The organism is Paenibacillus nasutitermitis (assembly GCF_014641075.1).
GTDB classification, from domain to species: Bacteria; Bacillota; Bacilli; order Paenibacillales; family Paenibacillaceae; genus Paenibacillus_Z; species Paenibacillus_Z nasutitermitis.
Genome location: NZ_BMHP01000001.1, coordinates 1,184,936 through 1,206,728 on the forward strand (window position 1 = coordinate 1,184,936; position 21,793 = coordinate 1,206,728).

General features: G+C 50.6%; 16 protein-coding genes. All 16 read left to right on the forward strand.

What is annotated here, in order from left to right; all coding sequences use genetic code 11:
• Window positions 1-30: 30 nt before the first annotated feature.
• The 16 genes from ispG (at window position 31) to IEY46_RS05025 (ending at window position 21,732) form a co-directional block, all read left to right on the forward strand.
• On the forward strand, window positions 31-1,146 hold the full coding sequence (ispG, locus tag IEY46_RS04950; protein ID WP_188989695.1) for a flavodoxin-dependent (E)-4-hydroxy-3-methylbut-2-enyl-diphosphate synthase: 1,116 nt from the start codon (window positions 31-33) through the stop codon (window positions 1,144-1,146).
• Window positions 1,147-1,414: 268 nt separating this feature from the next.
• Window positions 1,415-3,121, forward strand: coding sequence for an ATP-dependent protease LonB (lonB, locus tag IEY46_RS04955; protein ID WP_188989697.1), 1,707 nt, complete (start codon window positions 1,415-1,417; stop codon window positions 3,119-3,121).
• Between the two features lie 86 nt (window positions 3,122-3,207).
• Entirely contained in the window at window positions 3,208-5,550 is a 2,343-nt protein-coding gene (gene lon, locus IEY46_RS04960; RefSeq protein ID WP_188989699.1) for an endopeptidase La, read from the forward strand.
• 18 nt (window positions 5,551-5,568) lie between these two features.
• On the forward strand, window positions 5,569-6,213 hold the full coding sequence (gene yihA / locus IEY46_RS04965; protein ID WP_188989701.1) for a ribosome biogenesis GTP-binding protein YihA/YsxC: 645 nt from the start codon (window positions 5,569-5,571) through the stop codon (window positions 6,211-6,213).
• A 168-nt stretch (window positions 6,214-6,381) separates the two neighbouring features.
• The gene (locus IEY46_RS04970) at window positions 6,382-6,972 is read left to right on the forward strand and encodes a non-ribosomal peptide synthetase module (protein WP_188989703.1); all 591 of its coding nucleotides are present in this window, start codon (window positions 6,382-6,384) and stop codon (window positions 6,970-6,972) included.
• Window positions 6,973-7,315: 343 nt separating this feature from the next.
• Entirely contained in the window at window positions 7,316-7,714 is a 399-nt protein-coding gene (gene speD, locus IEY46_RS04975) for an adenosylmethionine decarboxylase (RefSeq protein WP_188989705.1), read from the forward strand.
• 224 nt (window positions 7,715-7,938) lie between these two features.
• Entirely contained in the window at window positions 7,939-9,351 is a 1,413-nt protein-coding gene (gene hemA / locus IEY46_RS04980) for a glutamyl-tRNA reductase (protein WP_188989707.1), read from the forward strand.
• 100 nt (window positions 9,352-9,451) lie between these two features.
• Entirely contained in the window at window positions 9,452-10,270 is an 819-nt protein-coding gene (locus tag IEY46_RS04985) for a cytochrome C assembly family protein (RefSeq protein WP_188989709.1), read from the forward strand.
• Between the two features lie 48 nt (window positions 10,271-10,318).
• Window positions 10,319-10,999: a precorrin-2 dehydrogenase/sirohydrochlorin ferrochelatase family protein gene (locus tag IEY46_RS04990; RefSeq protein WP_188989711.1), complete on the forward strand. Its 681-nt coding sequence runs from the start codon at window positions 10,319-10,321 to the stop codon at window positions 10,997-10,999.
• Complete coding sequence (gene hemC, locus IEY46_RS04995) at window positions 10,996-11,964, forward strand: hydroxymethylbilane synthase (protein WP_188989713.1); 969 nt, start codon at window positions 10,996-10,998, stop codon at window positions 11,962-11,964. Before IEY46_RS04990 ends, hemC begins: the two co-directional genes overlap by 4 nt.
• 5 nt (window positions 11,965-11,969) lie before the next feature.
• On the forward strand, window positions 11,970-13,535 hold the full coding sequence (gene cobA, locus IEY46_RS05000) for a uroporphyrinogen-III C-methyltransferase (protein ID WP_229750071.1): 1,566 nt from the start codon (window positions 11,970-11,972) through the stop codon (window positions 13,533-13,535).
• Window positions 13,536-13,611: 76 nt separating this feature from the next.
• Entirely contained in the window at window positions 13,612-14,607 is a 996-nt protein-coding gene (gene hemB, locus IEY46_RS05005) for a porphobilinogen synthase (RefSeq protein WP_188989717.1), read from the forward strand.
• Between the two features lie 100 nt (window positions 14,608-14,707).
• Complete coding sequence (hemL, locus tag IEY46_RS05010; RefSeq protein WP_188989719.1) at window positions 14,708-16,009, forward strand: glutamate-1-semialdehyde 2,1-aminomutase; 1,302 nt, start codon at window positions 14,708-14,710, stop codon at window positions 16,007-16,009.
• Between the two features lie 12 nt (window positions 16,010-16,021).
• Window positions 16,022-17,014, forward strand: a complete 993-nt coding sequence (locus IEY46_RS05015; protein ID WP_188989721.1) for an RluA family pseudouridine synthase — start codon at window positions 16,022-16,024, stop codon at window positions 17,012-17,014.
• An 85-nt stretch (window positions 17,015-17,099) separates the two neighbouring features.
• Window positions 17,100-18,548: a LysM peptidoglycan-binding domain-containing protein gene (locus tag IEY46_RS05020; RefSeq protein ID WP_188989723.1), complete on the forward strand. Its 1,449-nt coding sequence runs from the start codon at window positions 17,100-17,102 to the stop codon at window positions 18,546-18,548.
• Between the two features lie 523 nt (window positions 18,549-19,071).
• Window positions 19,072-21,732 carry a valine--tRNA ligase gene (locus IEY46_RS05025; protein WP_188989725.1) on the forward strand — a complete coding sequence of 887 codons (2,661 nt, stop codon included), beginning with the start codon at window positions 19,072-19,074 and terminating at the stop codon, window positions 21,730-21,732.
• The last annotated feature ends 61 nt before the right edge of the window (window positions 21,733-21,793 follow it).

Consider the following 21,793-nt stretch of genomic DNA (forward strand, 5'->3'; position numbering starts at 1 on the left):
CTTTGACGTTAACGGGAGAGGTTACCTGATATGTATACACGTAAAGATACCGTACCGGTTAAGTTAGGTCCGCTTACGATTGGCGGAAGTGACGAAGTGATCATCCAAAGCATGTGCACGACCAAAACGGCGGATGTGGAAGCGACGGTTGCTGAAATCCTTCGTCTTGAGGAAGCTGGCTGCCAGGCTGTCCGCGTTACCGTTAATAATAAAGAAGCTGCCGAAGCCATAAAAGAAATTAAAAAACGCATTCATATTCCGCTCGTTGCGGACATTCATTTTGATTACCGCCTGGCATTGGCAGCTATTGAGAATGGCGTAGACAAGGTGAGGATCAATCCGGGCAATATCGGGCGCCGCGAGAAGGTGGAAGCCGTTGTCAAAGCTTGCAAGGAGCGGGGGATTCCAATACGGATCGGGGTGAATGCGGGTTCTCTGGAAAACCACCTCCTGGAGAAATACGGATATCCCACGCCGGAAGCCATGGTCGAAAGTGCTTTATTTCATATCGGCATCCTGGAAGAGCTCGATTTCCATGACATTATCGTTTCACTTAAAGCGTCCGATGTTCCCATGGCGATTGCCGCTTACCGGATGGCTGCCGAGCAAATACGGTATCCGCTGCATCTGGGCATCACCGAAGCAGGAACACTCCATACCGGCACAATCAAAAGCTCTGCCGGTATCGGCGCGCTGCTGGCAATGGGGATCGGCAATACGGTAAGGATCAGTCTCAGCGCTGACCCGGTGGAAGAGGTGAAGGTAGCCCGGGAGCTGCTGAAATGCTTTGGCCTGATAACCAATGCAGCGACGCTTGTTTCCTGTCCGACCTGCGGACGTCTGGATATTGATCTGTTCTCGATCGCCAACGAGGTCGAAGAGTATATTAGCAAGATCAAAGTACCCATTAAGGTTTCGGTTCTCGGCTGCGCTGTAAATGGGCCAGGCGAGGCAAGGGAAGCCGATATCGGAATTGCCGGTGCTCGTGGAGAAGGTATGTTGTTCCGTTACGGGGAAATGATCCGTAAAGTGCCTGAAGCCGATCTGTTGTCCGAGCTAAAAAAAGAAATTGATGAAATTGTTCGTGTATTCGAAGCCACCGGAGAAATTCCGGGACGCAAGCCACATCCTGTTCCGAACATTTAAATGTCAAGCAATCGGTTCAAACTTTAGAATCATATAGCGATTATTCCAACCGGCTGGGGGCAATACTGACAGGTATGAGTCCCGTTATGCCGGTTTTTCTTACAAATGGCAGCGGAGCTGTTCTTTATATTGCGCCGCTGTTATTTACAGGGAATAAAACTAATTTCACCGCACAAAAAGCGGCCCGGATGCCCCGGCAACAATCGCTGAAAACATGCGAAGGCATCTGGACTGGCTATCCCGTGGTTTGAGAGGAGTCGTAATCGCTATGAGTTTGAATTTGATTCTGATGCTGATACAAGTGTTTTTTGCGATCGTGATCGGATTGTATTTCTGGAATTTATTGCGCAATCAGAAAACCAACCGGTCGGCTGTTGACAAGGAGTCCCGCAAGGAGATGGATAAGCTGCGCAAGCTTCGTTCGGTCTCGCTGACTAAACCGCTGTCCGAGAAAACGCGTCCGCAATCGATTAACGATATCGTAGGTCAACGTGATGGATTGCGGGCCTTGAAAGCGGCTCTATGCAGCGCTAACCCGCAGCATGTCATTATTTATGGACCTCCGGGAGTCGGGAAGACCGCGGCCGCCCGTGTTGTTCTGGAGGAAGCTAAGAAGAATCCGACCTCGCCATTCTTGCCCGAAGCTAAATTTACTGAGATTGATGCCACGACCGCCCGTTTCGACGAAAGGGGCATTGCGGATCCGCTGATTGGTTCCGTGCATGATCCGATTTACCAAGGTGCTGGTGCGATGGGGGTTGCCGGGATTCCTCAGCCCAAGCCCGGTGCCGTGACCAAAGCTCATGGCGGCATGCTCTTTATCGATGAGATCGGCGAACTGCATCCCATCCAAATGAACAAGCTGCTGAAAGTCCTGGAAGACCGCAAGGTCTATCTGGAAAGTGCGTATTATAATTCCGAAGACACATCCATTCCCATGTATATTCATGATATTTTTCAAAATGGGCTTCCTGCTGATTTCAGGTTGGTGGGGGCGACAACCCGGTCTCCACAGGAGATTCCGCCAGCGCTTCGTTCCAGATGTATGGAAATCTATTTCCGGCCGCTGCTGCCTGATGAAATTGCCCAAATTTCAGTTAATGCTTTGAAGAAGATTGGGCTTCCGTCCTGTCAGGAAGCTATTGACGTTGTAACTCGTTATGCGACGAATGGCCGTGAGGCGGTTAATGTCATTCAGCTGGCAGCCGGCCTGGCTTTATCGGAATCGCGCGAAGCGATTTCGGCCGCAGACGTCGAGTGGGTCGTCAATAGCAGCCAGATTCCGCCAAGACCGGATCGGAAGGTTCCCGCACAGCCGCAGATCGGATTTGTTAACGGCCTTGCTGTATATGGGCCGAATATGGGCACGATGCTGGAGATCGAAGTGAGCGCTATTGCCGCAAGGCCTGGTAAAGGAAATTATACGATCACAGGCGTTGTGGAGGAGGAAGAACTGGGCGGAGGGAGCAGCAGAACGATACGCCGCAAAAGCATGGCCAAGGGATCAGTGGAAAATGTGCTGACAGTGCTGCGGCGGATCGGGTTCAAGCCGGAGAACTTTGATCTGCATATCAATTTCCCCGGCGGCACGCCGATTGACGGGCCTTCTGCGGGAATAGCCATGGCGACCGCAATCGCTTCGGCGATAAAATGCGAGCCTGTAGACAACAAGCTTGCTATGACGGGTGAAGTCGGTATCCATGGGGACGTCAAACCGGTTGGCGGCGTATTGGCCAAGGTGGAGGCTGCTTTCCAGGCTGGAGCGGATACGGTCATCATCCCGAGGGAGAACTGGCAGGCGATATTTGCGGACCTGCAGGGACTGCAAATCGTTCCAGTCGGTCATATCGATGAGGTATTCAAGCATGTTTTCCGCGATATGGATAAGCTGATACCCGCGCTTCAGCCATCATCTGCAAGCGAGGTTTTTATCACCCCCAGTCTCCCCTATTTGCAGGCGGATTCCGTTGAGTGATAAAATAGAGACAGGCACAATAGTCAAAAGCCTTATTTTCCTTCAAACAAAAGGGATGAAATTGCTTCAAGAACGGAGGTGCTGGTATGGGACCTGCAAAATGGAAAGGTCGAAGGCTGCCCCTGCTACCGCTCAGAGGGCTGCTTGTATACCCCAGCATGGTGCTTCATCTTGATGTCGGCAGAGATAAATCGGTTCGCGCATTAGACCGTGCCATGCTGGACGATCATATGATTCTACTGTGCTCGCAATCAGAGGTCAATATTGAAGAACCGACTCAAGAAGATATTTACCGCGTCGGCACGATCGCGCGCGTCAGACAAATGCTCAAGCTGCCAAACGGCACGATCCGCGTACTGGTGGAAGGGGTCAACAGGGCGGAAATCATGGATTACCTGCCCAATGACGATTTTTACGAGGTGACGGTCAAGGAAATGCCGGAAGAGGAATCCAGCGATCCCGAAATCGATGCGCTCATGAGAACGGTATTGAACCAGTTCGAGCATTATATTAATTTATCGAAGAAGGTGACGCCGGAGACACTGGCTGCTGTTTCTGATATTGACGAACCCGGACGGCTCGCTGATGTGATTACAAGCCACCTGACGCTCAAAATTAAAGACAAACAGGATATATTGGAAACCATTGATGTTCGTGACCGTCTGGAGAAACTGCTCGATATATTGAATAATGAGCGGGAAGTGCTGGAGCTTGAACGCAAGATCAGCCAGCGCGTCAAGAAACAGATGGAAAAAACGCAGAAGGAATACTATTTGCGTGAGCAAATGAAAGCCATCCAGAAAGAACTTGGCGAGAAGGAAGGCCGCGCTGGAGAAGTGGAAGAGCTTCGCACGCTGATGGCGGAAGCCGAGCTTCCCGATAAAGTGAAAGAAAAGGTCGAGAAGGAAATCGACCGCTTGGAGAAAATGCCGGCGTCATCCGCAGAGGGCGGCGTCATTCGCAATTATATCGATTGGCTACTTTCTCTGCCCTGGAATAAGAAAACGGAAGATGATCTGGATGTAGCCAAAGCGGAAATGATACTGAATGAGGATCATTATGGTTTGGAGAAGCCGAAAGAACGGGTACTGGAATATTTGGCTGTCCAGCAGCTTGTGAAGAAGCTGAAAGGGCCGATTCTATGTCTGGTTGGGCCTCCTGGTGTGGGTAAAACCTCTTTGGCGCGTTCCATTGCCAAATCCCTGGGCAGGCAGTTCGTGCGCATCTCGCTTGGCGGTGTAAGGGATGAAGCAGAAATCCGCGGACATCGGCGCACGTATGTGGGAGCGATGCCGGGACGTATCGTGCAAGGGATGAAAACAGCGGGAACACGAAATCCCGTATTCCTGCTGGATGAAATTGACAAGATGGCAATGGATTTCCGTGGAGATCCCGCTTCGGCGCTGCTGGAGGTGCTGGATCCCGAGCAGAATAATTCGTTCAGCGATCACTTTATTGAGGTCCCGTTTGATCTGTCGAACGTGATGTTTGTGACAACGGCCAATGCGGTGCATAATATTCCGCGGCCTTTGCTGGATCGTATGGAAATGCTGTATATTCCAGGCTATACGGAGCTGGAAAAGCTGCAAATAGCCGAACGTTATCTTCTGCCCAAGCAAAAAAGGGAACACGGTTTGCAGGAAGAGCAGCTACTTCTGAACGAAACCGCCATGATGCAGGTTATTCGCGAATATACGAGGGAATCGGGTGTGCGGAATCTGGAACAGCAGGTTGCAGCAATATGCCGGAAGGCTGCCAAAGCCATTGTTTCCGATCCGGAACGCACGCCAATCGAGGTGGATGCGGTCAAAGTGAAGGAATGGCTTGGACCTGCGAAATTCCGTTATGGCATGGCTGAAGTTGAAGACCAGGTCGGGGCGGTTACCGGCCTTGCCTGGACGGAAGTCGGCGGTGATACGCTTGTAATCGAAGTAACGGTTCTTCCGGGCAGCGGGAAGCTGACGCTTACAGGCAAGCTTGGAGATGTCATGAAGGAATCGGCTCAGGCGGCATTCAGCTATACGCGCTCCAAAGCCAAAGAGCTCAACATCGACCCTGATTTCCATGAGAAAAATGATATCCATATTCATATCCCGGAGGGCGCTATTCCCAAAGACGGCCCATCCGCAGGGATTACGATGGCGACTGCCTTAATATCCGCATTAACAGGACGTTTTGTATCCAGGGAAGTGGCCATGACCGGAGAGATCACGCTGCGCGGCCGCGTATTGCCCATTGGGGGCCTGAAAGAAAAGTCATTGGCCGCGCATCGGGCCGGTATCAAAAAAGTGCTTCTTCCCAAAGAGAATGAGCGCGATTTGCGCGACATTCCGGATAGTGTAAGAAACGATCTGGAATTTATTCCAGTCAGCCATATGGATGAGGTGCTGCAGCACGCTCTTACGCAGCTGCCTATTCAGACGCATTAGAAAGCAGGTCATCGAAGCATGAATATCAATAAAGCAGAATTTGTAATCAGTGCCGTTGAGCCCTCGCAATACCCCGAGGACGCCTTGCCAGAGATTGCTCTGGCAGGGCGTTCGAATGTCGGGAAATCATCATTGATCAATAAATTGATTCAACGCAAAAACCTCGCCCGCACCAGCTCACAACCGGGAAAAACCCAGCAGCTGAATTATTACCGTATCGAGGAGAGGCTTTATTTCATCGATTTCCCAGGTTACGGTTATGCTAAAGTATCCAAAACCCAGCGCGAACAGTGGGGCAAAATGATTGAACGGTTTCTGCAAAACAGGCAGCCGCTCAAAATGGTCATGCTGATCATTGACGTCCGCCATGAGCCTTCCAAGGACGACAAGATGATGTATGACTGGCTCAAGTTTTATGATATTCCCGTCTGCATTGTAGTGACCAAAGCAGATAAAATACCACGCAGCAAATGGGACAAGCATATTAAGATGATTAAAAATACGCTGGGCACTCTGCCGGGAGAACCGATTGTGCTGTTCTCCTCAGAGACTGGTCTTGGCCGCGACGAAGTCTGGAGCATTATTGTGGAACGGATTTCGGAAGCCCAGGAAGAAGAGGCAGAGCAAGAAGAGAAGGAAGACCTTGATGTTTCCTCCGAATAACGAGGATACTGTACTAAATGATGTCTTCGTGGGAGATTCTTCGCGATTATTCTAAAATATGCGTGAATATCAAGAACAACCGGCAGGAATAAACCGCAATGATGAAGTATAATATATTTAAGAAAAGTGTTAGCAAAGGTGCACGTTTATAGAATTGAGGAGATTTTTATGGCTCAGCGGATAGCCACGGAATACGTCAAAGCTTCTCTGCAATTAATGGCTGATGAGATGGCGGGATTTGTTCGTTTCTTCGAAGAGCATCATATTGAACAGCAAGTCAAGGTGCTGGATAACGGCAATCACGAGATGATTCTCGAAGACCAAGCAGGACAAGAAGAAGTCCGCTTAATATTTGAACGTCAAGAAGATCGTTTCATTTGTGAACTTTCCTGCCGGTTGGTTAAGCCTAAATTAACAAATATCATGCGCAAAGCGGTAGCTGTATTCCGCGGCAATGCCATTGTGAACCGGATTTATCCGTCCTATACCATGGTTTATTATTATGAGTTGGGATGCGTCCGCAAAATTGTGGAGAACACAGCCGGAGAGAAGCGCGTTGTTTTTGAATACAAAAACACAATCGGCCAGCTTGAAGAGCGGTTTCGCAGCAACGATGTTGAACGCGAGATCAAGAAGATACATCGGACGATCAATGAACTGCTTGATCTGCGCAATCAATGCACGGACCGCGAACAGATTGACGGAATCGATGAGAGCCTGAAACGTCACACACGTCATTTATTCGTACTGGAAGCTTAATAAGCTTAATCCTCATGCTATTATATGCAAGTTTCGAGCCGCCGGCCCTGGCGGCTTTTTTATTATTGTGGCACCTCGTACCGCCAGTTAGAGCATCGGAAATTTCGCTTAAAAGCTCGTTATAGGCGCTTATGCGATTCTTATTGTTAAGATTTCAAAAAAAGTATTGCTTTTATCTGCGATAGATGTTATTTTTATTCTCGTTGAAAAGAATATTAGGAACCAGGATTCACTCAGGACATGGTAATGTTGCGAGAGATTATTCCCTCGGGCAGTGAATGACGTAGGTCCTAGCGGATGAAAGTTTTCAAACATTTTATTCCTAGGAAGGGGGAACCGAAAGATGGAATACTCAACTTTCGGAAGACACGTTGCTGTTGACACTTGGGGTGTAGACTTCGATTTGCTCAACAACGCGGAATTTTTACAAGCCCAAATGGTGGAGGCTGCTGAAAGCTGCGGCGCTACCGTACTCTCTGTGCAAGGCAAACAATTTGAGCCACAAGGCGCAACCGTTCTTGTACTGCTGTCTGAAAGTCATCTCTCCATTCACACGTATCCTGAGAAGGGTTTTGCTGCTCTTGACTGTTATACGTGCGGAGAAACAGTGGATCCGCAGCTTGCGATCGACTACATGCTGTCTGTTTTGAAACCGACAAAGACTCATGCCAAGAAATTGATTCGTGGAATGGGCGAGTTGCAGGTTGTAGAACCGGATTTGAAGCAAGTCGAGCTTGTGTAACATTTTTCATATGACTGTGAACAATGACCACGATATAATCGTGGTCATTTTTAATGTGATTTTAGAATGCGGTTGAATCAATTTCATATTGCGAATTCCCTAATTATGAAATTGATTCGGTTTTCAAACAATTTTCATAATTGCAGGAGTACAGGTTGTCGAACTATGCTATAATTACTGAGGAATAAGACGATAATAACTGTAGGAAAGGCAGGTGAACGCGCATGCACATCTTGGTTGTCGGCCTTAATTATCGCACGGCCCCCGTTGAAGTCAGAGAGAAATTTACTTTTGATGAAAGGGAGCTGCCGGAGGCTCTTAAACAATTACAGCAGACGAACAGCGTCATGGAATGTGTCATTGTTGCGACCTGCAATCGTACCGAGCTCTATGCTGTCGTGGATCGTCCGCATCTATGCGGTCATTATATTCGTCACTTTATGGAGCAATGGTTTCAAATGCCAAGGCAGCAATTCACGACTGATCTATATATGTATGAAGATGAGCGGGCTATTGAGCATCTTTTCCGCGTGACATGCGGGCTGGATTCCATGGTAATCGGGGAGACACAAATTCTCGGCCAGGTTAAACAGGCATTCCTGCTGGCCCAGCAGCAGAAAACAACCGGTACCATGTTCAATATGCTTTTTAAACAAGCGGTAACCCTTGCCAAGAAGGCACATTCGGAAACTTCTATCGGCGAAGCCGCCGTTTCAGTCAGCTACGCGGCTGTTGAATTGGGGAAACGGATATTCGGCAACTTCGGCGGAAAGACCGTTATGATTATCGGTGCAGGCAAGATGAGCGAACTGACGGCCAAGCATTTATACGCAAACGGCGTAAGCCGGGTATTTGTGGTTAACCGTACCTATGACCGTGCAGTGGAACTTGCCGATAAATTCAATGGCATTCCATTATCCATGGAGGATGCGGTCTACCGGCTGCACGAGACGGATATTGTGATCAGCTCGACGGGTTCAAATGGTTATGTGCTGTCCCGCGAACAGGTGGCATCGGCAATCAAGTCACGCAAATCACGTCCCTTGTTTATGATTGACATTGCAGTGCCGCGGGATCTTGATCCTGGCATTGCGTCCGTTGAAAATGTGTTCCTTTATGATATCGATGACCTTGAGGGTATTGTGGAGAGCAACCTTGAGCAGCGCCGGACAGAAGCGGCCAAGATCGAGACCTTCATCGCCGCTGAGCTGGATGTCTTCCGCCAGTGGTACAAGACGCTTGGAGTAGCACCGCTTATTCGAGCTTTACAAGACAAGGCTGCTACTATCCATGAAATAACGATGGAGAGCCTGGCCAACAAGCTCCCGGACCTGGATGAGCGTCAGAAGAAGATCATCCGCAAGCTGACAAAAAGCATCGTGAACCAGATGATGCATGATCCCATTGTGAGGATTAAAGAGATGGCTGCTGAAAAACATGCCGACGATGCGATGGACCTTTTTGTGAAATTATTCGCATTGGAAGATGAAGTCCTGGAGGCGAAACTTGAAGAGCAGAGCAGTTCCTCAAAACGAGATGACACGGGCTCTTCCAAGGAAAATGCTTCAAATTCGACTTTTGGGAACAATTTGCTTGTTCAAACAGCCTCCCGCACAATCGCAGCTGTAACCACTTAATTCGTATATCGAAGGAATGGGATTCATGAGGAGATGACAGGCGGCGAATAGCCGCCATTTTCTTATCCGGCGATCTCATGCCGTTCATGTGGAGGCGCCTATGGTTACACAAAACTGGTTATATGATGCAATGCTTTATATTTATGCCCTGAGCCTGTTGTTTTACTTCTCGGATTTCGTGGATCGAAACCGGAGGGCAAAACGGATGGGCACAGGGCTGCTTACTTTCGTATGGGTCCTTCAGGCTGGATTCCTGATTCAACGCATTGCCTCGCATCTGGATATGACCTTCATGAGTCTGTTTGAATATCTATTTTTATTCTCATGGCTGCTGGTTACCGTATCGCTTGTGATGAGCCAGTTTTTCCGAATCGAATTTATCGTTTTTTTCGTAAATGTTATAGGTTTCGCTGTAATGACGCTAAATTTGTTCGGTATCGGTTCCGGCGCTTCATTGGCCCGTTGGGAGCTTGCCAGGGAATTGCTTGTGGTTCATATCAGTCTGATGATCTGTGCGTTTGCCGCATTGACGATAAGCGCTATTTTTTCCGGCATGTATTTGTTCCTGCATGGAAGACTGAAAGGCAAACGATGGACCAAAAGCGTTCAACGGCTTCCGAGCCTGGATGTGATTGACCGCTTTATGTTCCGGGCCTCGCTGATTGGCATACCGCTGCTCAGCTTGTCATTGGCAGTAGCCGTTACTTCTATATTGACAGAGGGCCGCTACAGCCTGCTGATTGACCCGAAGGTGCTTACCTCTTTTGCCGCGCTGGCGATCTATATTTATTATGTGCTGCGTCACGGCTTATTTAATAGTGCAGTCTTGAACAGCGCCCGATTTAATCTGATCAGCTTTGGTGTTTTGCTGCTCAATTTACTAATGAATAAGGCTTCTTCGTTTCATGGCTGGTCATAGAACAGACTCCTTAGGCCTTATACGCAAAGGAAAGCGGGTGCAGGAATAATGGCTGATTATTATCCCATGATGGTTAGCCTGAAAGGTAAGCGCTGCGTTGTGTTCGGAGGGGGGGCTATTGCCACCCGCAAGGTGAAGGGGCTGGTGGAGTCGGGAGCAGACCGTGTTGAGATTGTTAGTCCCGATCTTTCCCATGAGCTCCAGCAAATGGTACGGATCGGGGCTATCGTGCACCGACAAAGGGAATACAAAGAAGAGGATTTGGCGGAGGCTTTCCTTATCTTCGCCGCAACGGACAACTACAAGGTCAACCAGTCGATTGCAATGGCCGCTGAACGCAGCGGGCTATTATGCAACGCAGCGCACAAAGCGGAAGAGGGAACTTTTGTGACGCCCGCGGTGGTCCGAAGAGGAGAACTGCTGCTGGCTGTCGCAACCGGGGGTGCTAGTCCCTTGCTTGCCGCCCGGATAAAGCGGGATCTTGAAGCACGTTACGGGGAAGAACTTGTCCATGACACGGCAAGGTTAAAGCTCCTTCGCGAGCGCGTTCAGTCGGAAGAACCTGATGAGAAACGAAGACAATTGATTTTAAAGCTGGCTGTAGAGGACCTATTTTCCAATTCATCGGAAGTCAGATCTACAGTTGAGTGCCTGGTATCAATAGATGCAGAAATCGGTAATTGGCTAAGAGCGCTTCAGCAGAAGGCAGACAGGGGGCATGAGAAATGACATATATCATTGACGGTCGGCGAACGATTGTGGTGGGTACCCGGCAGAGTGCGCTGGCCCTTACTCAAACGGGTCAGGTCATCGAACAGTTGGAGGCATTATGCAGACTGCATCAACTGGATTATGCTTTTGAGGTGCGCAAGATTTTAACCAAAGGCGACCGGATTTTGGATGTCACGTTGTCCAAAGTCGGAGGAAAAGGCCTGTTTGTGAAAGAAATCGAGCAGGCTTTGCTTGACGGCGAGATCGATCTTGCTGTGCACAGCATGAAAGATATGCCTGCGGAGCTCCCGGAGGGACTTATTAATGGGGCTACTCCGAAGCGGGTAGATCCCAGAGATTGTCTGGTCAGTAAAAATAATCTTTCCTTCGAGCAGCTTCCTCAGGGGTCCAAAGTGGGGACAAGCAGTCTCAGACGGGCCTGTCAGCTTAAGCATGCAAGGCCGGATTTGCAAATTGAATCGATCCGCGGCAATATTGATTCGCGTATCCGCAAGCTTGATACGGAAGGCTTTGACGCTATCGTTCTGGCGGCTGCAGGAATCAAACGGATGGGCTGGGAGGACAAGGTATCCTCTTATGTGCCGGTAGAACTGTCTGTCCCCGCAGTAGGGCAGGGAGCACTTGGCATACAGTGCCGGGAAGATGATGAAGAGATTCGACAACTGCTTGCTTATTATAATGACCCTGATACTTCGGTAACCGTTCGTGCAGAGCGCAGATTTCTTGGCGAGCTGAATGGAGGATGCCAAATACCGATCGGAGCTTATGCGACGATCGTCGACAGGGACGAGTCACAGGAAAACCCGGTTTTGGAGCTTACGGGAATTGTCGGTTCTCCGGACGGTTCCGTACTGCTCAAGGAAACGGCTCGCGGTTGTGATCCCGAGAAATTGGGCAGGGAAGTGGCAGATGCACTCAAAGGCCGAGGCGCGGATCGTATTTTGGCTGAAATTGGGGGATGAACGGCGTGAACGAGGGGAAGGTAAAAGGGAAGGTTTTTCTCGTGGGGGCAGGTCCCGGGGACCCGAAGCTGATTACAATTCGGGGATTGGAATGTATACAAGCTTGCGATGTCGTGGTATATGACAGGTTAGCCAGCCCGCGTTTGCTTAAATATCTCAAACCGGACGCCCAGAAGGTGTATGTGGGGAAACTTCCGGACCGTCATACGATGAAGCAGGAAGATATTAATCAGCTTTTGGTTGACCTGGCGCTGGAAGGAAAGATTGTAACGCGTCTCAAAGGGGGCGATCCAACCCTGTTCGGACGCGTTGGGGAAGAAGCGGGCTTGCTGCAGCAGCATGGTGTGGAATTTGAAATTATTCCGGGCATTACTTCTGCGATTGCCGTGCCTGCTTATGCGGGAATTCCCGTTACGCACCGGGATATGGCATCCTCCTTATCCATCATTACGGGGCATGAGAGTCCAGAAAAACTTGACAAATCCATCCACTGGGACAAAGTAACGAATGCAACGGGCACCCTTATATTTTTGATGGGTGTTGCCAAGATTGGATATATTGCCAGCCAGCTCATGAAGCATGGTAAATCCCCGGAAACACCAGTTGCTCTTATCCGCTGGGGGACCAGGGTGGAGCAGCAGACCATTACCGGAACGCTGAAAACAATCGAGTCGATCGTCATAGAAACCGACTTCAAGCCTCCGGCGGTTATTGTAGTAGGAGAGGTTGTCCGCCAGCGGGAGAAACTGCAGTGGTATGAACGCAAGCCCCTGTTTGGGACAAGAGTTCTTGTGACGAGGGCAAGGGCGCAAAACAGTGAACTTGCCGACCGCATTGAAGAAATGGGCGGTGAACCGTGCGAATTTCCGGTGATCCGGACGCGTGAGCAGAGTTTGGCGACTGCGGTAGAGGCATTGACAGCGGCGCTCCTTGATGAGCGGCCTTATGATTGGCTCCTGTTCACCAGCGTGAACGGCGTGGATTATTTTTTTGGCTGGCTGAAAAAATTGGGACTGGATATCCGGAAATTTCATCAGGCGCGAATTGCCGCTGTTGGTCCCAAAACGGCGGAAGCGCTGGAGCAGCGTGGTCTACTGGTGGAAACCCTTCCTGTGACCTTTCAGGCTGAAGGTTTGCTGGACAGCTTGCAGGACAGCTTGCTGCCCGGCCAGCGCGCGCTTTTGCCCCGCGGTGATTTGGCCCGTGAAGTCCTTCCCCGGGAACTGGCTGCACGCGGAGTGGTACCGGTTGTAATCAATATCTATGAAACCGTCATGGAAGACAATCAGGATGAAGAGACGCTTGCTATGTTGATTGAACGCAGGGTGGATGTCATTACATTTGCCAGTTCATCAACGGTCACCAATTTACTGGAAATTATGAAGCGCATGGGAATAGAGGATCCCCCACAGCTATTAAAAAGTGTGGATATCGCCTGTATTGGTCCGCTTACAGCCAAGACGGCTGTTGAAGCCGGACTTGTCGTTACGATCCAGCCGGAAGATGCGACGATCGACAGCCTCATTGAAGCTGTAGCCGCATCGCGATTAGCTAAAGCAACAAACGGCTGATACGGCGTAATTCCAACAGATTGCGCTGCAGTAAGCTTCTATTGATTCGCTAATAACTGCTCAGGAGGGTGTTACGATGACATTTCCGATTACAAGACACCGCCGGTTGCGCCGGTCAGCAGGTCTGCGCAATATGGTCCGTGAAACCCAGCTTACCGTGAATGATTTCATTTATCCGATATTTGTTACCCATGGTCAAAATATTAAAGAAGAGATCCCGTCCATGCCGGGCGTTTATCATCTCTCGCTGGATCTGCTGAAGCAGGAAATCGATTCCGTTGTAGCCTCCGGCGTGCAATCCGTCCTTCTGTTTGGCATTCCTGAGCATAAGGATGCGGAAGGCACATCGGCTTACGAGTCTGATGGGATCGTCCAGCAAGCAGTACGGAAGGTCAAATCGTGGGCACCCGAGCTGGTAGTAATTGCAGACACCTGCCTCTGCCAGTTTACGGATCATGGCCATTGTGGTGCAATCGTACATCACCCTTCTACCGGGAATGCGGAAGTTGATAACGACCAGTCGCTTGCGCTGCTTGTGAAGACGGCAGTTGCCCAGGCGGAAGCAGGAGCCGATATTATTGCCCCTTCCAACATGATGGACGGTTTTGTTGCGGCGATCCGTGAGGGTCTGGATGAAGCAGGCTTTGAGATGATCCCCATTATGTCCTATTCGGTGAAATACGCTTCGGCTTATTACGGGCCATTTCGTGACGCGGCTCATTCCGCCCCGCAATTCGGCGACCGCAAAACATATCAGATGGATCCGGCGAATGTCCGGGAGGCGCTTCGTGAAGCGGAGTCTGATGTTATCGAGGGCGCGGATATGCTGATGGTCAAGCCGGCCCTTGCTTATCTGGATGTTCTTCGCCAATTAAAGGAGCATTTTGACCTGCCGGTGGTAGCGTACAATGTAAGTGCGGAATATTCCATGGTTAAAGCCGCCGCCCTTAACGGCTGGATCGACGAGAAGGCGATTGTGCTTGAAACATTAACCGGCATGAAACGTGCAGGCGCGGATCTGATTATTACCTATCATGCTTTAGACGCGGCACGCTGGCTTAAAGGCGAATAACTCGGTGGATCAGCTATAATGGGATATGATAAGCCTTATTCCTGCATGTCAGGCATGAGCGGCAACAGGATAGCGACAATATAACAGGTGGTGTGTCGAAATGAGCGATAACAATCAATTGCGTCGGGATGAGCGGTCCAAAGCGGCTTTCGAGCAAGCAAAGGTAGTTATTCCCGGTGGCGTCAACTCGCCGGTCAGGGCGTTCCGGTCCGTAGACCTAACACCGGTTTACATGGACCGGGGGGAAGGTTACCGGGTATACGATATCGATGGCAATAGCTATATCGATTACGTAGGCTCTTGGGGGCCCCTCATTATGGGCCATGCCCATCCGGAAGTTATCGAAGCGATCAAGCGTACAGCCGAGAAAGGCACCAGCTTCGGCGCTCCGACGGAGCTTGAGACCCGAATGGCTGAACTGGTATGCGAGCGTGTGCCTTCTGTTGAAGTCGTGCGCATGGTGAATTCCGGCACGGAAGCGACCATGAGCGCTTTGCGGCTGGCAAGAGGTTATACCAAGCGGAGTAAAATCCTTAAGTTTGAAGGTTCTTATCATGGCCATGCGGACAGTCTGCTGATCAAAGCGGGCTCCGGTGTAGCAACACTGGGCTTGCCAGACAGCCCCGGTGTTCCGGAGAGCGTTGCGTCCCAAACGATTACGGTTCCGTATAATGATTTGGAATCGGTCAAGCTGGCATTTGAGAAATTTGGCGAACAGATTGCCTGTATCATCGTGGAGCCGATTGCCGGCAATATGGGCGTAGTTCCACCGCTTCCCGGTTTTCTGGAAGGTCTGCGCGAGGTCACTGAAAAGTACGGCAGCCTGCTCATCTTCGATGAAGTAATGACAGGGTTCCGTGTCCATTATCATTGTGCTCAAGGCTTGTATGGAATCACTCCGGATTTGACCTGTTTGGGCAAAGTAATCGGCGGTGGTCTGCCTGTCGGCGCTTATGGCGGAAAACGCGAATTGATGGAGCTTATGGCTCCGAGCGGTCCCATCTATCAGGCCGGGACTTTGTCAGGGAATCCACTTGCTATGGCTGCGGGTTTTACCACGCTCAGTCTGTTGACACCGGATAAATATGAACATCTGGAGCGGATGGCGGTCAAGCTGCAGAAGGGATTCGAGTCCAATACCCGGAAGCACGGAATTCCAAGTACAATCAACCGCGTTGGCTCGATGGTTTGCCCATTCTTCACCGATACGCATGTTATTAACTATGAAACGGCAAAAACATCGGATTTGCAGCGGTTTAAAGTATATTTTGCGGCGATGCTGAATTTGGGTGTCAGTGTAGCTCCTTCCCAGTTTGAAGGCATGTTTGTCTCGGCCGTTCATGACGAAGCCGCCATCGATGCCACAATTGCGGCCCACGATGAAGCGCTGCGGCGATTATAGGAGCGGACCTTAATGGGAGAACATGATCAGAGCTTAGCTTATACGCGTAACGGAGAGTGGCTGGAGCTGCCGCTCTCCACACTTGTGGAAAGGTCGGAATTCAACCAACGACAAGCTCCAACATTAAAGGCTGGGAGTCACCCGCATGCTGTGCGGCAGTGGCTGCTGGCTCTTGCTTTATTTCCGGACAAATGGGTCAACCGGCTGTTCTCCGTTGGCGGAATTCAGCTCGCGGGGGAAACGCTCAGATTACAGGCCTTCACGCCTGTATCTGTGGATACCGATCCATTGTACCGGCAGGCAAGCCGCGGGCTGGATCAACCAATGCCCTTGGCGGCGGGGGTCTTATTTGAGGATGAATGGTGTATGGTGATGGATAAACCTACAGGAATGCCGGTCCATGCTTCAGCACCCGGTCAATCCGGTACACTTGACGAAGCAGCCGCGCGCCATTGCTTGTTGAAGGCAGATCCGCTTCCGGTCAGACATATCCATCGTCTGGATGACGAAACTTCAGGACCTGTATTATATGCAAAAAACGACCTGGCCCAGCTGCGTCTGGATGAAGCAATGAGAGCCAAGCAGATTGGACGCCAATATGCGGCGATTGTTCAGGGACGCATGCGAAGCAAGCAGGGAACGATTGATGCTCCGATCGGCAAAGACCGCCATCATCAGGCTCGCAGACGCGTTTCACCTAATGGCGATTCAGCTGTTACGCATTATGAGGTGCTTGAAGTATTCAAGGAGGCAACCAGGGTTCGATTGACACTGGAAACAGGTAGAACGCATCAAATTCGTGTCCATATGAGCCATATCGGCCATCCGCTTATTGGCGATGCGCTGTACGGAGGTGTCAGCGCGCTGCTGCCGCATCAAGCGCTGCGGGGAGAGCGGCTGGTATTTGCCCATCCTTTTACGAATCAGACTCTTGCGATTCTCTCCCCCGAGCCTTCCTGGTTCCGCAATGTCGCCTTGCAATTGAGCGTTCCTCCGAAAATGTAGTCATGCCCGCCTTCCTCCCGCCATATAGATAAATAGGGAAGATAGCTATAACCAAGCTATGAGAGGGGAAAGGAGGACGACTAGCGTGTCCAATCCATCGAGCGGTTTACGCTTTGACGTTTACGAACGCGTTCATTTGCCGGAAGATGTAGCTGCAATCGACGAGCTTGAAGAGATCGAGCTTGTTCCCCGCATCGAGATCGTACAGCAAGGGGAACAAGTCTTGCTTAAGGGGCATCTTTTGCTCACAGGGGTATACCGGGCGCCTAACGAGCTCGCGGGAGAGCAGGATCTGGAGCATTTCATACCAGTGGAAATCACGCTTCCGATGAATCGGATTAACAGACTCGATGATATCGCGGTGGAAATTGACAATTTCGATGTGGATCTGTTATCCGCCAGAACGATCAATATAACGGGTGTATTGTCGCTTCTGGGCATTGAAATGCAGCAGCGCGAGCAGGAAGAATGGCGGGAGGAGCCCTTTACGGTCATCCACAAAAGAGAAGAGGAAGCGCAAGGGCAGCTTCCCTCCGAGCAAAGCCAACTGGCTCCGCTCTTGTATGAAGAGGAGCAACCCGCCGATTTTGCCGGCTGGGCAGATCCTGCGACGCAAGCATTCAGAGAGCAGGCAAGCCGCGAGTCTGCCGAGCGTGAAGCGGCAGAACGCGAAGCTGCAGAACGCGTAGCGGTAGAGCGCGAAGCGGCAGAACGTGAAGCAGCGATAAGGGAGCAGCGCAGGCGCGAAGAAGAGGAAGTTCAAATGGAGCAGCGTAGACGGGAAGCCGAGGAGCGCGAGGTGTTGGCCTTTAAAGCTGCTCAGCAAGCGGATGCCGAGCGTGAAGCGGCAGCTCTGAGGGCTATGCGGCTGGAAGAGGAAGAACGGGAGAGGTTGCTTGAAGAGGAGCGGGAGGATGCAAGGCAGGAGGCTGCTGAATGGGAGGCTTACAGGCAGGAGGAATTTAGGCGTCAGCAAGCTGAGCAGGAAGAAGCGCTCTCGGTGTATGTCCAGCCTGACCCTCTCTCTGAAGACCCTGGTGAACCCGACCAGGAGTTTTCATTAACGGGAGAACCTTCCGTTAATGCTGCTGATAGTCCATTTGCGCCGCAGCAAAGTTTTGACGATCCTGCTGGTGTCCAACCAGATCCGGAACCGAAGGAAATGCGCGTAGCTCTGGGCAGCAAACCTTCTGAAGATCCTTCCGGACAGCCTGCAGGAAATGTTGGCTTTCGCTCGCTGTTGCAATCCAGCCTTAGGGAGCAGGAAGCCAAAGCTGTAGCGGAGAAGGATGCCCAGAAAGCCGCAGAGGCGGCAAACCAGCCGAAAGATGAAGAAATCGAATGGAAGAACCTGTTCTTCGGTAGAAGCGATGATGATCGTTCGTTCCGCAAGCTGCGAATGTGCATTGTGCAGCGGGAGGAAACGCTTGAAACGATAGCCGGCCGTTACCAGATGCAGCCCCGTGAAATTGCCTTGTACAACCGTTTGAATGATCAGAGCATCAGCGAGGGCCAGGTTCTTTATATTCCTTAAGGTTTCGTATCAATTCCCTTGAAACGGCTTGCCGCTTCAAGGGGGTTTTTGCGTTGATCGGGTTAATTCGTGCACCGCTTGCCCCATGAGGATTGACGAGGACAAATCATAACGTGTATGATAGAAAAAATAAGGCAATACTTTTATGTATAATTAACGTTGAAGGGGAAAGTGGCAGGCAATGCCTACAGAGAGTGGAACCGTTAAGGCTGTGAGGTTCTGCAGGATAGTTGCTGCTACTGGTCGCCCCGGAGTTGCTTGAATGAAGCGAAATTGCGATTTCGTTAGTTCGGGCCGGCTGCAGCCGTTATCTGTTCGAGGTGTCGCACCAGGGGAAACTGCTGGTCGAAACAAAGGTGGTACCGCGGAAGCATAACCTTTCGTCCTTTGCAATAAGGGGCGGAAGGTTTATTTTTATTTGGAAGAATATGACTCCTTTCATAGGCTTTGTCATTGCGTATTCACAACTGGAGCGTGCATCAATGCCTGGTCCGGTTTGCAAACATATTGGAGGTAATTAGCCATGTCAGAAAAACAAATGATGACAGAGATGCCGACGACGTATGATCCAAAAGCCTCGGAAGCCAAGTGGTATGAATATTGGCTGCAGGGAAAATATTTTGAAGCGGGCAAACGCCCTGATGCCCAGACCTATACGATTGTGATTCCACCACCCAATGTGACGGGGATGCTGCATATTGGTCATGCGCTTGATTTCACCCTTCAGGACATCATGATCCGTACCAAGCGGATGCAGGGATTCGACACGTTATGGCTTCCCGGAAGTGACCATGCGGGCATTGCCACCCAAACCAAAGTGGAGCAGAAGCTTCGCGAGGAAGGAATCAGCAGGTATGATTTAGGGCGTGATAAATTTCTGGAGAAGGTCTGGGAATGGAAAGAGCTTTATGCTGAGACCATTCATGAGCAATGGGGAAAAATGGGCTTCTCGCTGGATTATTCGCGTGAGCGTTTTACTCTAGATGAAGGGCTCTCCCGTGCAGTGAGAGAAGTATTCGTACGCTTATACGAGAAAAAATTGATTTACCGCGGCAAAAAAATCATCAACTGGGATCCGGCTGCACGCACTGCGCTATCCGATATCGAGGTTGAATACAAAGAGGTTAACGGGCATCTGTACCATTTGCAGTACCCGCTTAAGGATGAAGGCGGCTTTCTGACCGTTGCGACGACTCGCCCTGAGACCATGCTCGGCGATTCTGCCGTTGCCGTTCATCCTGAGGATGACCGTTATAAGCATTTGATTGGACAGGTCATTGTGCTTCCCATTATCGGCCGGGAGATTCCGATTATTGCCGATGAATATGTAGAGAAGGAATTCGGTTCCGGAGCAGTTAAAATAACGCCGGCCCATGACCCTAACGATTTCGAGGTGGGATTGCGCCATAATCTGCCTCAAATAGTGGTGATGGATGAGAGTGGCACAATGAACGATGAAGCGGGGCCGTATAAAGGGCTTGACCGTGCGGAATGCCGCAAACGCATTGTGGCGGATCTACAGGACCAGGGCGTTTGCCTCAAGATCGAGGATCACATCCATCAAGTGGGACACAGCGAACGCAGCGGAGCGGTAATTGAGCCTTATCTGTCTACGCAATGGTTTGTTTCCATGAAGCCTCTTGCGCAGGCGGCCATTGAGGCTCAGCGTGCGGGCAACGGCGTTAATTTTGTGCCGGACCGTTTTGAGAAAATCTATTTGCAGTGGATTGAAAATGTCCGCGACTGGTGCATTTCCAGACAGCTATGGTGGGGTCACCGGATTCCGGCATGGTATTGCGAAGATTGCGGCGAACTGCTTGTTGCCCGCGAGGATATCCACACTTGCGATAAATGCGGAAGCTCTTCGCTGAGGCAGGATGAGGACGTGTTGGATACATGGTTCAGCTCCGCATTATGGCCGTTCTCGACGCTTGGCTGGCCGGAACAGACTGAGGATTTGAAACGCTTCTACCCAACGAACGTGCTCGTGACCGGCTATGACATTATATACTTCTGGGTAGCTCGCATGATCTTCACTGCGCTTGAATTTACGGACCAGAAACCATTCCAGGACGTTCTGATGCACGGACTTGTACGAGACGAGAATGGAAGCAAAATGTCCAAATCCAAAGGCAACGGGGTGGACCCGCTTGAAGTAATTGAGAAATATGGCGCAGATGCTATGCGTTTCATGATCTCAACGAGCAGCACGCCTGGCCAGGATTTGCGTTTCCGCTGGGAGAAAGTTGAGCAAGCGCGTAATTTTGCCAACAAGATCTGGAATGCATCCCGGTTTGCGCTGATGAATCTGGAGGGCGTATCAGTTGCTGATATTGATATCAGTGGAAAACTCGGCACAGCGGACCGCTGGATTCTGCACCGGTTGAACGAAACCACCCGTGAAGTTACGCGCCTTATTGATAGTTACGAGTTTGGGGAGACCGGCCGGCTGCTGACTAACTTCATCTGGGATGATTTATGCGACTGGTATATCGAGTTCGCGAAGCTGAACCTGTATGGCAGCGACCCTGAAGCCAAACGGGCTACACAATCGGTTCTTGCTTATGTGCTGGACCGTACTCAGCGCCTGATCCATCCTTTCATGCCGTTCATTAGTGAAGAAATCTGGCAGCATCTGCCTCATGAAGGCGAGACGATCACGCTTGCTTCATGGCCCGTTTATGATTCTGCGCTGGAAGCGGCGGATGCTGTCCGTGAAATGGATCTGCTTATGGAGATCATCCGCTCGGTCCGTAATATCCGCGCAGAGGTCAATGTGCCGATGAGCAAAAAAGTCGAATTGCTGATTAAACCTTCCGGAGAAGCGGAAGCGGCTATTCTCAACCGCAATGAAGAATTTGTCAGCCGTTTCTGCGGGACATCGCGCCTTGCGATCAACATGAGCCAAGCGGCGCCGGATAAAGCGATGACGGCAGTGATTACAGGGGCCGAGCTTTATTTGCCGCTGGCCGGACTGATTGATATTGACCAGGAGATTGCGCGGCTGGAGAAAGAAATTCAGAATTTGACCAGCGAAGTCGAGCGAGTAGAGAAGAAACTGGGCAATGAAGGATTCGTGGCCAAAGCGCCTGCCAAGGTCATTGATGAAGAGCGGGCTAAAATGGCCGATTATGCGGATAAACGGGAAAAAGTAAAAGCCAGATTGGCCGAGCTTCGCGGTTAATTATAATCAGCTCAATAGTGTCATCAGGAACAGCTAAGGTTATAGAGGAAGAAGGACGGAA

Bases quoted from the DNA above. Each gene is read 5' to 3' on its own strand.
- IEY46_RS04985 (WP_188989709.1), top strand. From the start codon at position 9,452: ATGGTTACACAAAACTGGTTATATGATGCAATGCTTTATATTTATGCC.
- hemA (WP_188989707.1), top strand. From the start codon at position 7,939: ATGCACATCTTGGTTGTCGGCCTTAATTATCGCACGGCCCCCGTTGAA.
- hemB (WP_188989717.1), top strand. From the start codon at position 13,612: ATGACATTTCCGATTACAAGACACCGCCGGTTGCGCCGGTCAGCAGGT.
- IEY46_RS05025 (WP_188989725.1), top strand. From the start codon at position 19,072: ATGTCAGAAAAACAAATGATGACAGAGATGCCGACGACGTATGATCCA.
- lon (WP_188989699.1), top strand. From the start codon at position 3,208: ATGGGACCTGCAAAATGGAAAGGTCGAAGGCTGCCCCTGCTACCGCTC.
- IEY46_RS04970 (WP_188989703.1), top strand. From the start codon at position 6,382: ATGGCTCAGCGGATAGCCACGGAATACGTCAAAGCTTCTCTGCAATTA.
- IEY46_RS05015 (WP_188989721.1), top strand. From the start codon at position 16,022: ATGGGAGAACATGATCAGAGCTTAGCTTATACGCGTAACGGAGAGTGG.
- hemC (WP_188989713.1), top strand. From the start codon at position 10,996: ATGACATATATCATTGACGGTCGGCGAACGATTGTGGTGGGTACCCGG.
- ispG (WP_188989695.1), top strand. From the start codon at position 31: ATGTATACACGTAAAGATACCGTACCGGTTAAGTTAGGTCCGCTTACG.
- yihA (WP_188989701.1), top strand. From the start codon at position 5,569: ATGAATATCAATAAAGCAGAATTTGTAATCAGTGCCGTTGAGCCCTCG.
- speD (WP_188989705.1), top strand. From the start codon at position 7,316: ATGGAATACTCAACTTTCGGAAGACACGTTGCTGTTGACACTTGGGGT.
- IEY46_RS04990 (WP_188989711.1), top strand. From the start codon at position 10,319: ATGGCTGATTATTATCCCATGATGGTTAGCCTGAAAGGTAAGCGCTGC.
- hemL (WP_188989719.1), top strand. From the start codon at position 14,708: ATGAGCGATAACAATCAATTGCGTCGGGATGAGCGGTCCAAAGCGGCT.
- lonB (WP_188989697.1), top strand. From the start codon at position 1,415: ATGAGTTTGAATTTGATTCTGATGCTGATACAAGTGTTTTTTGCGATC.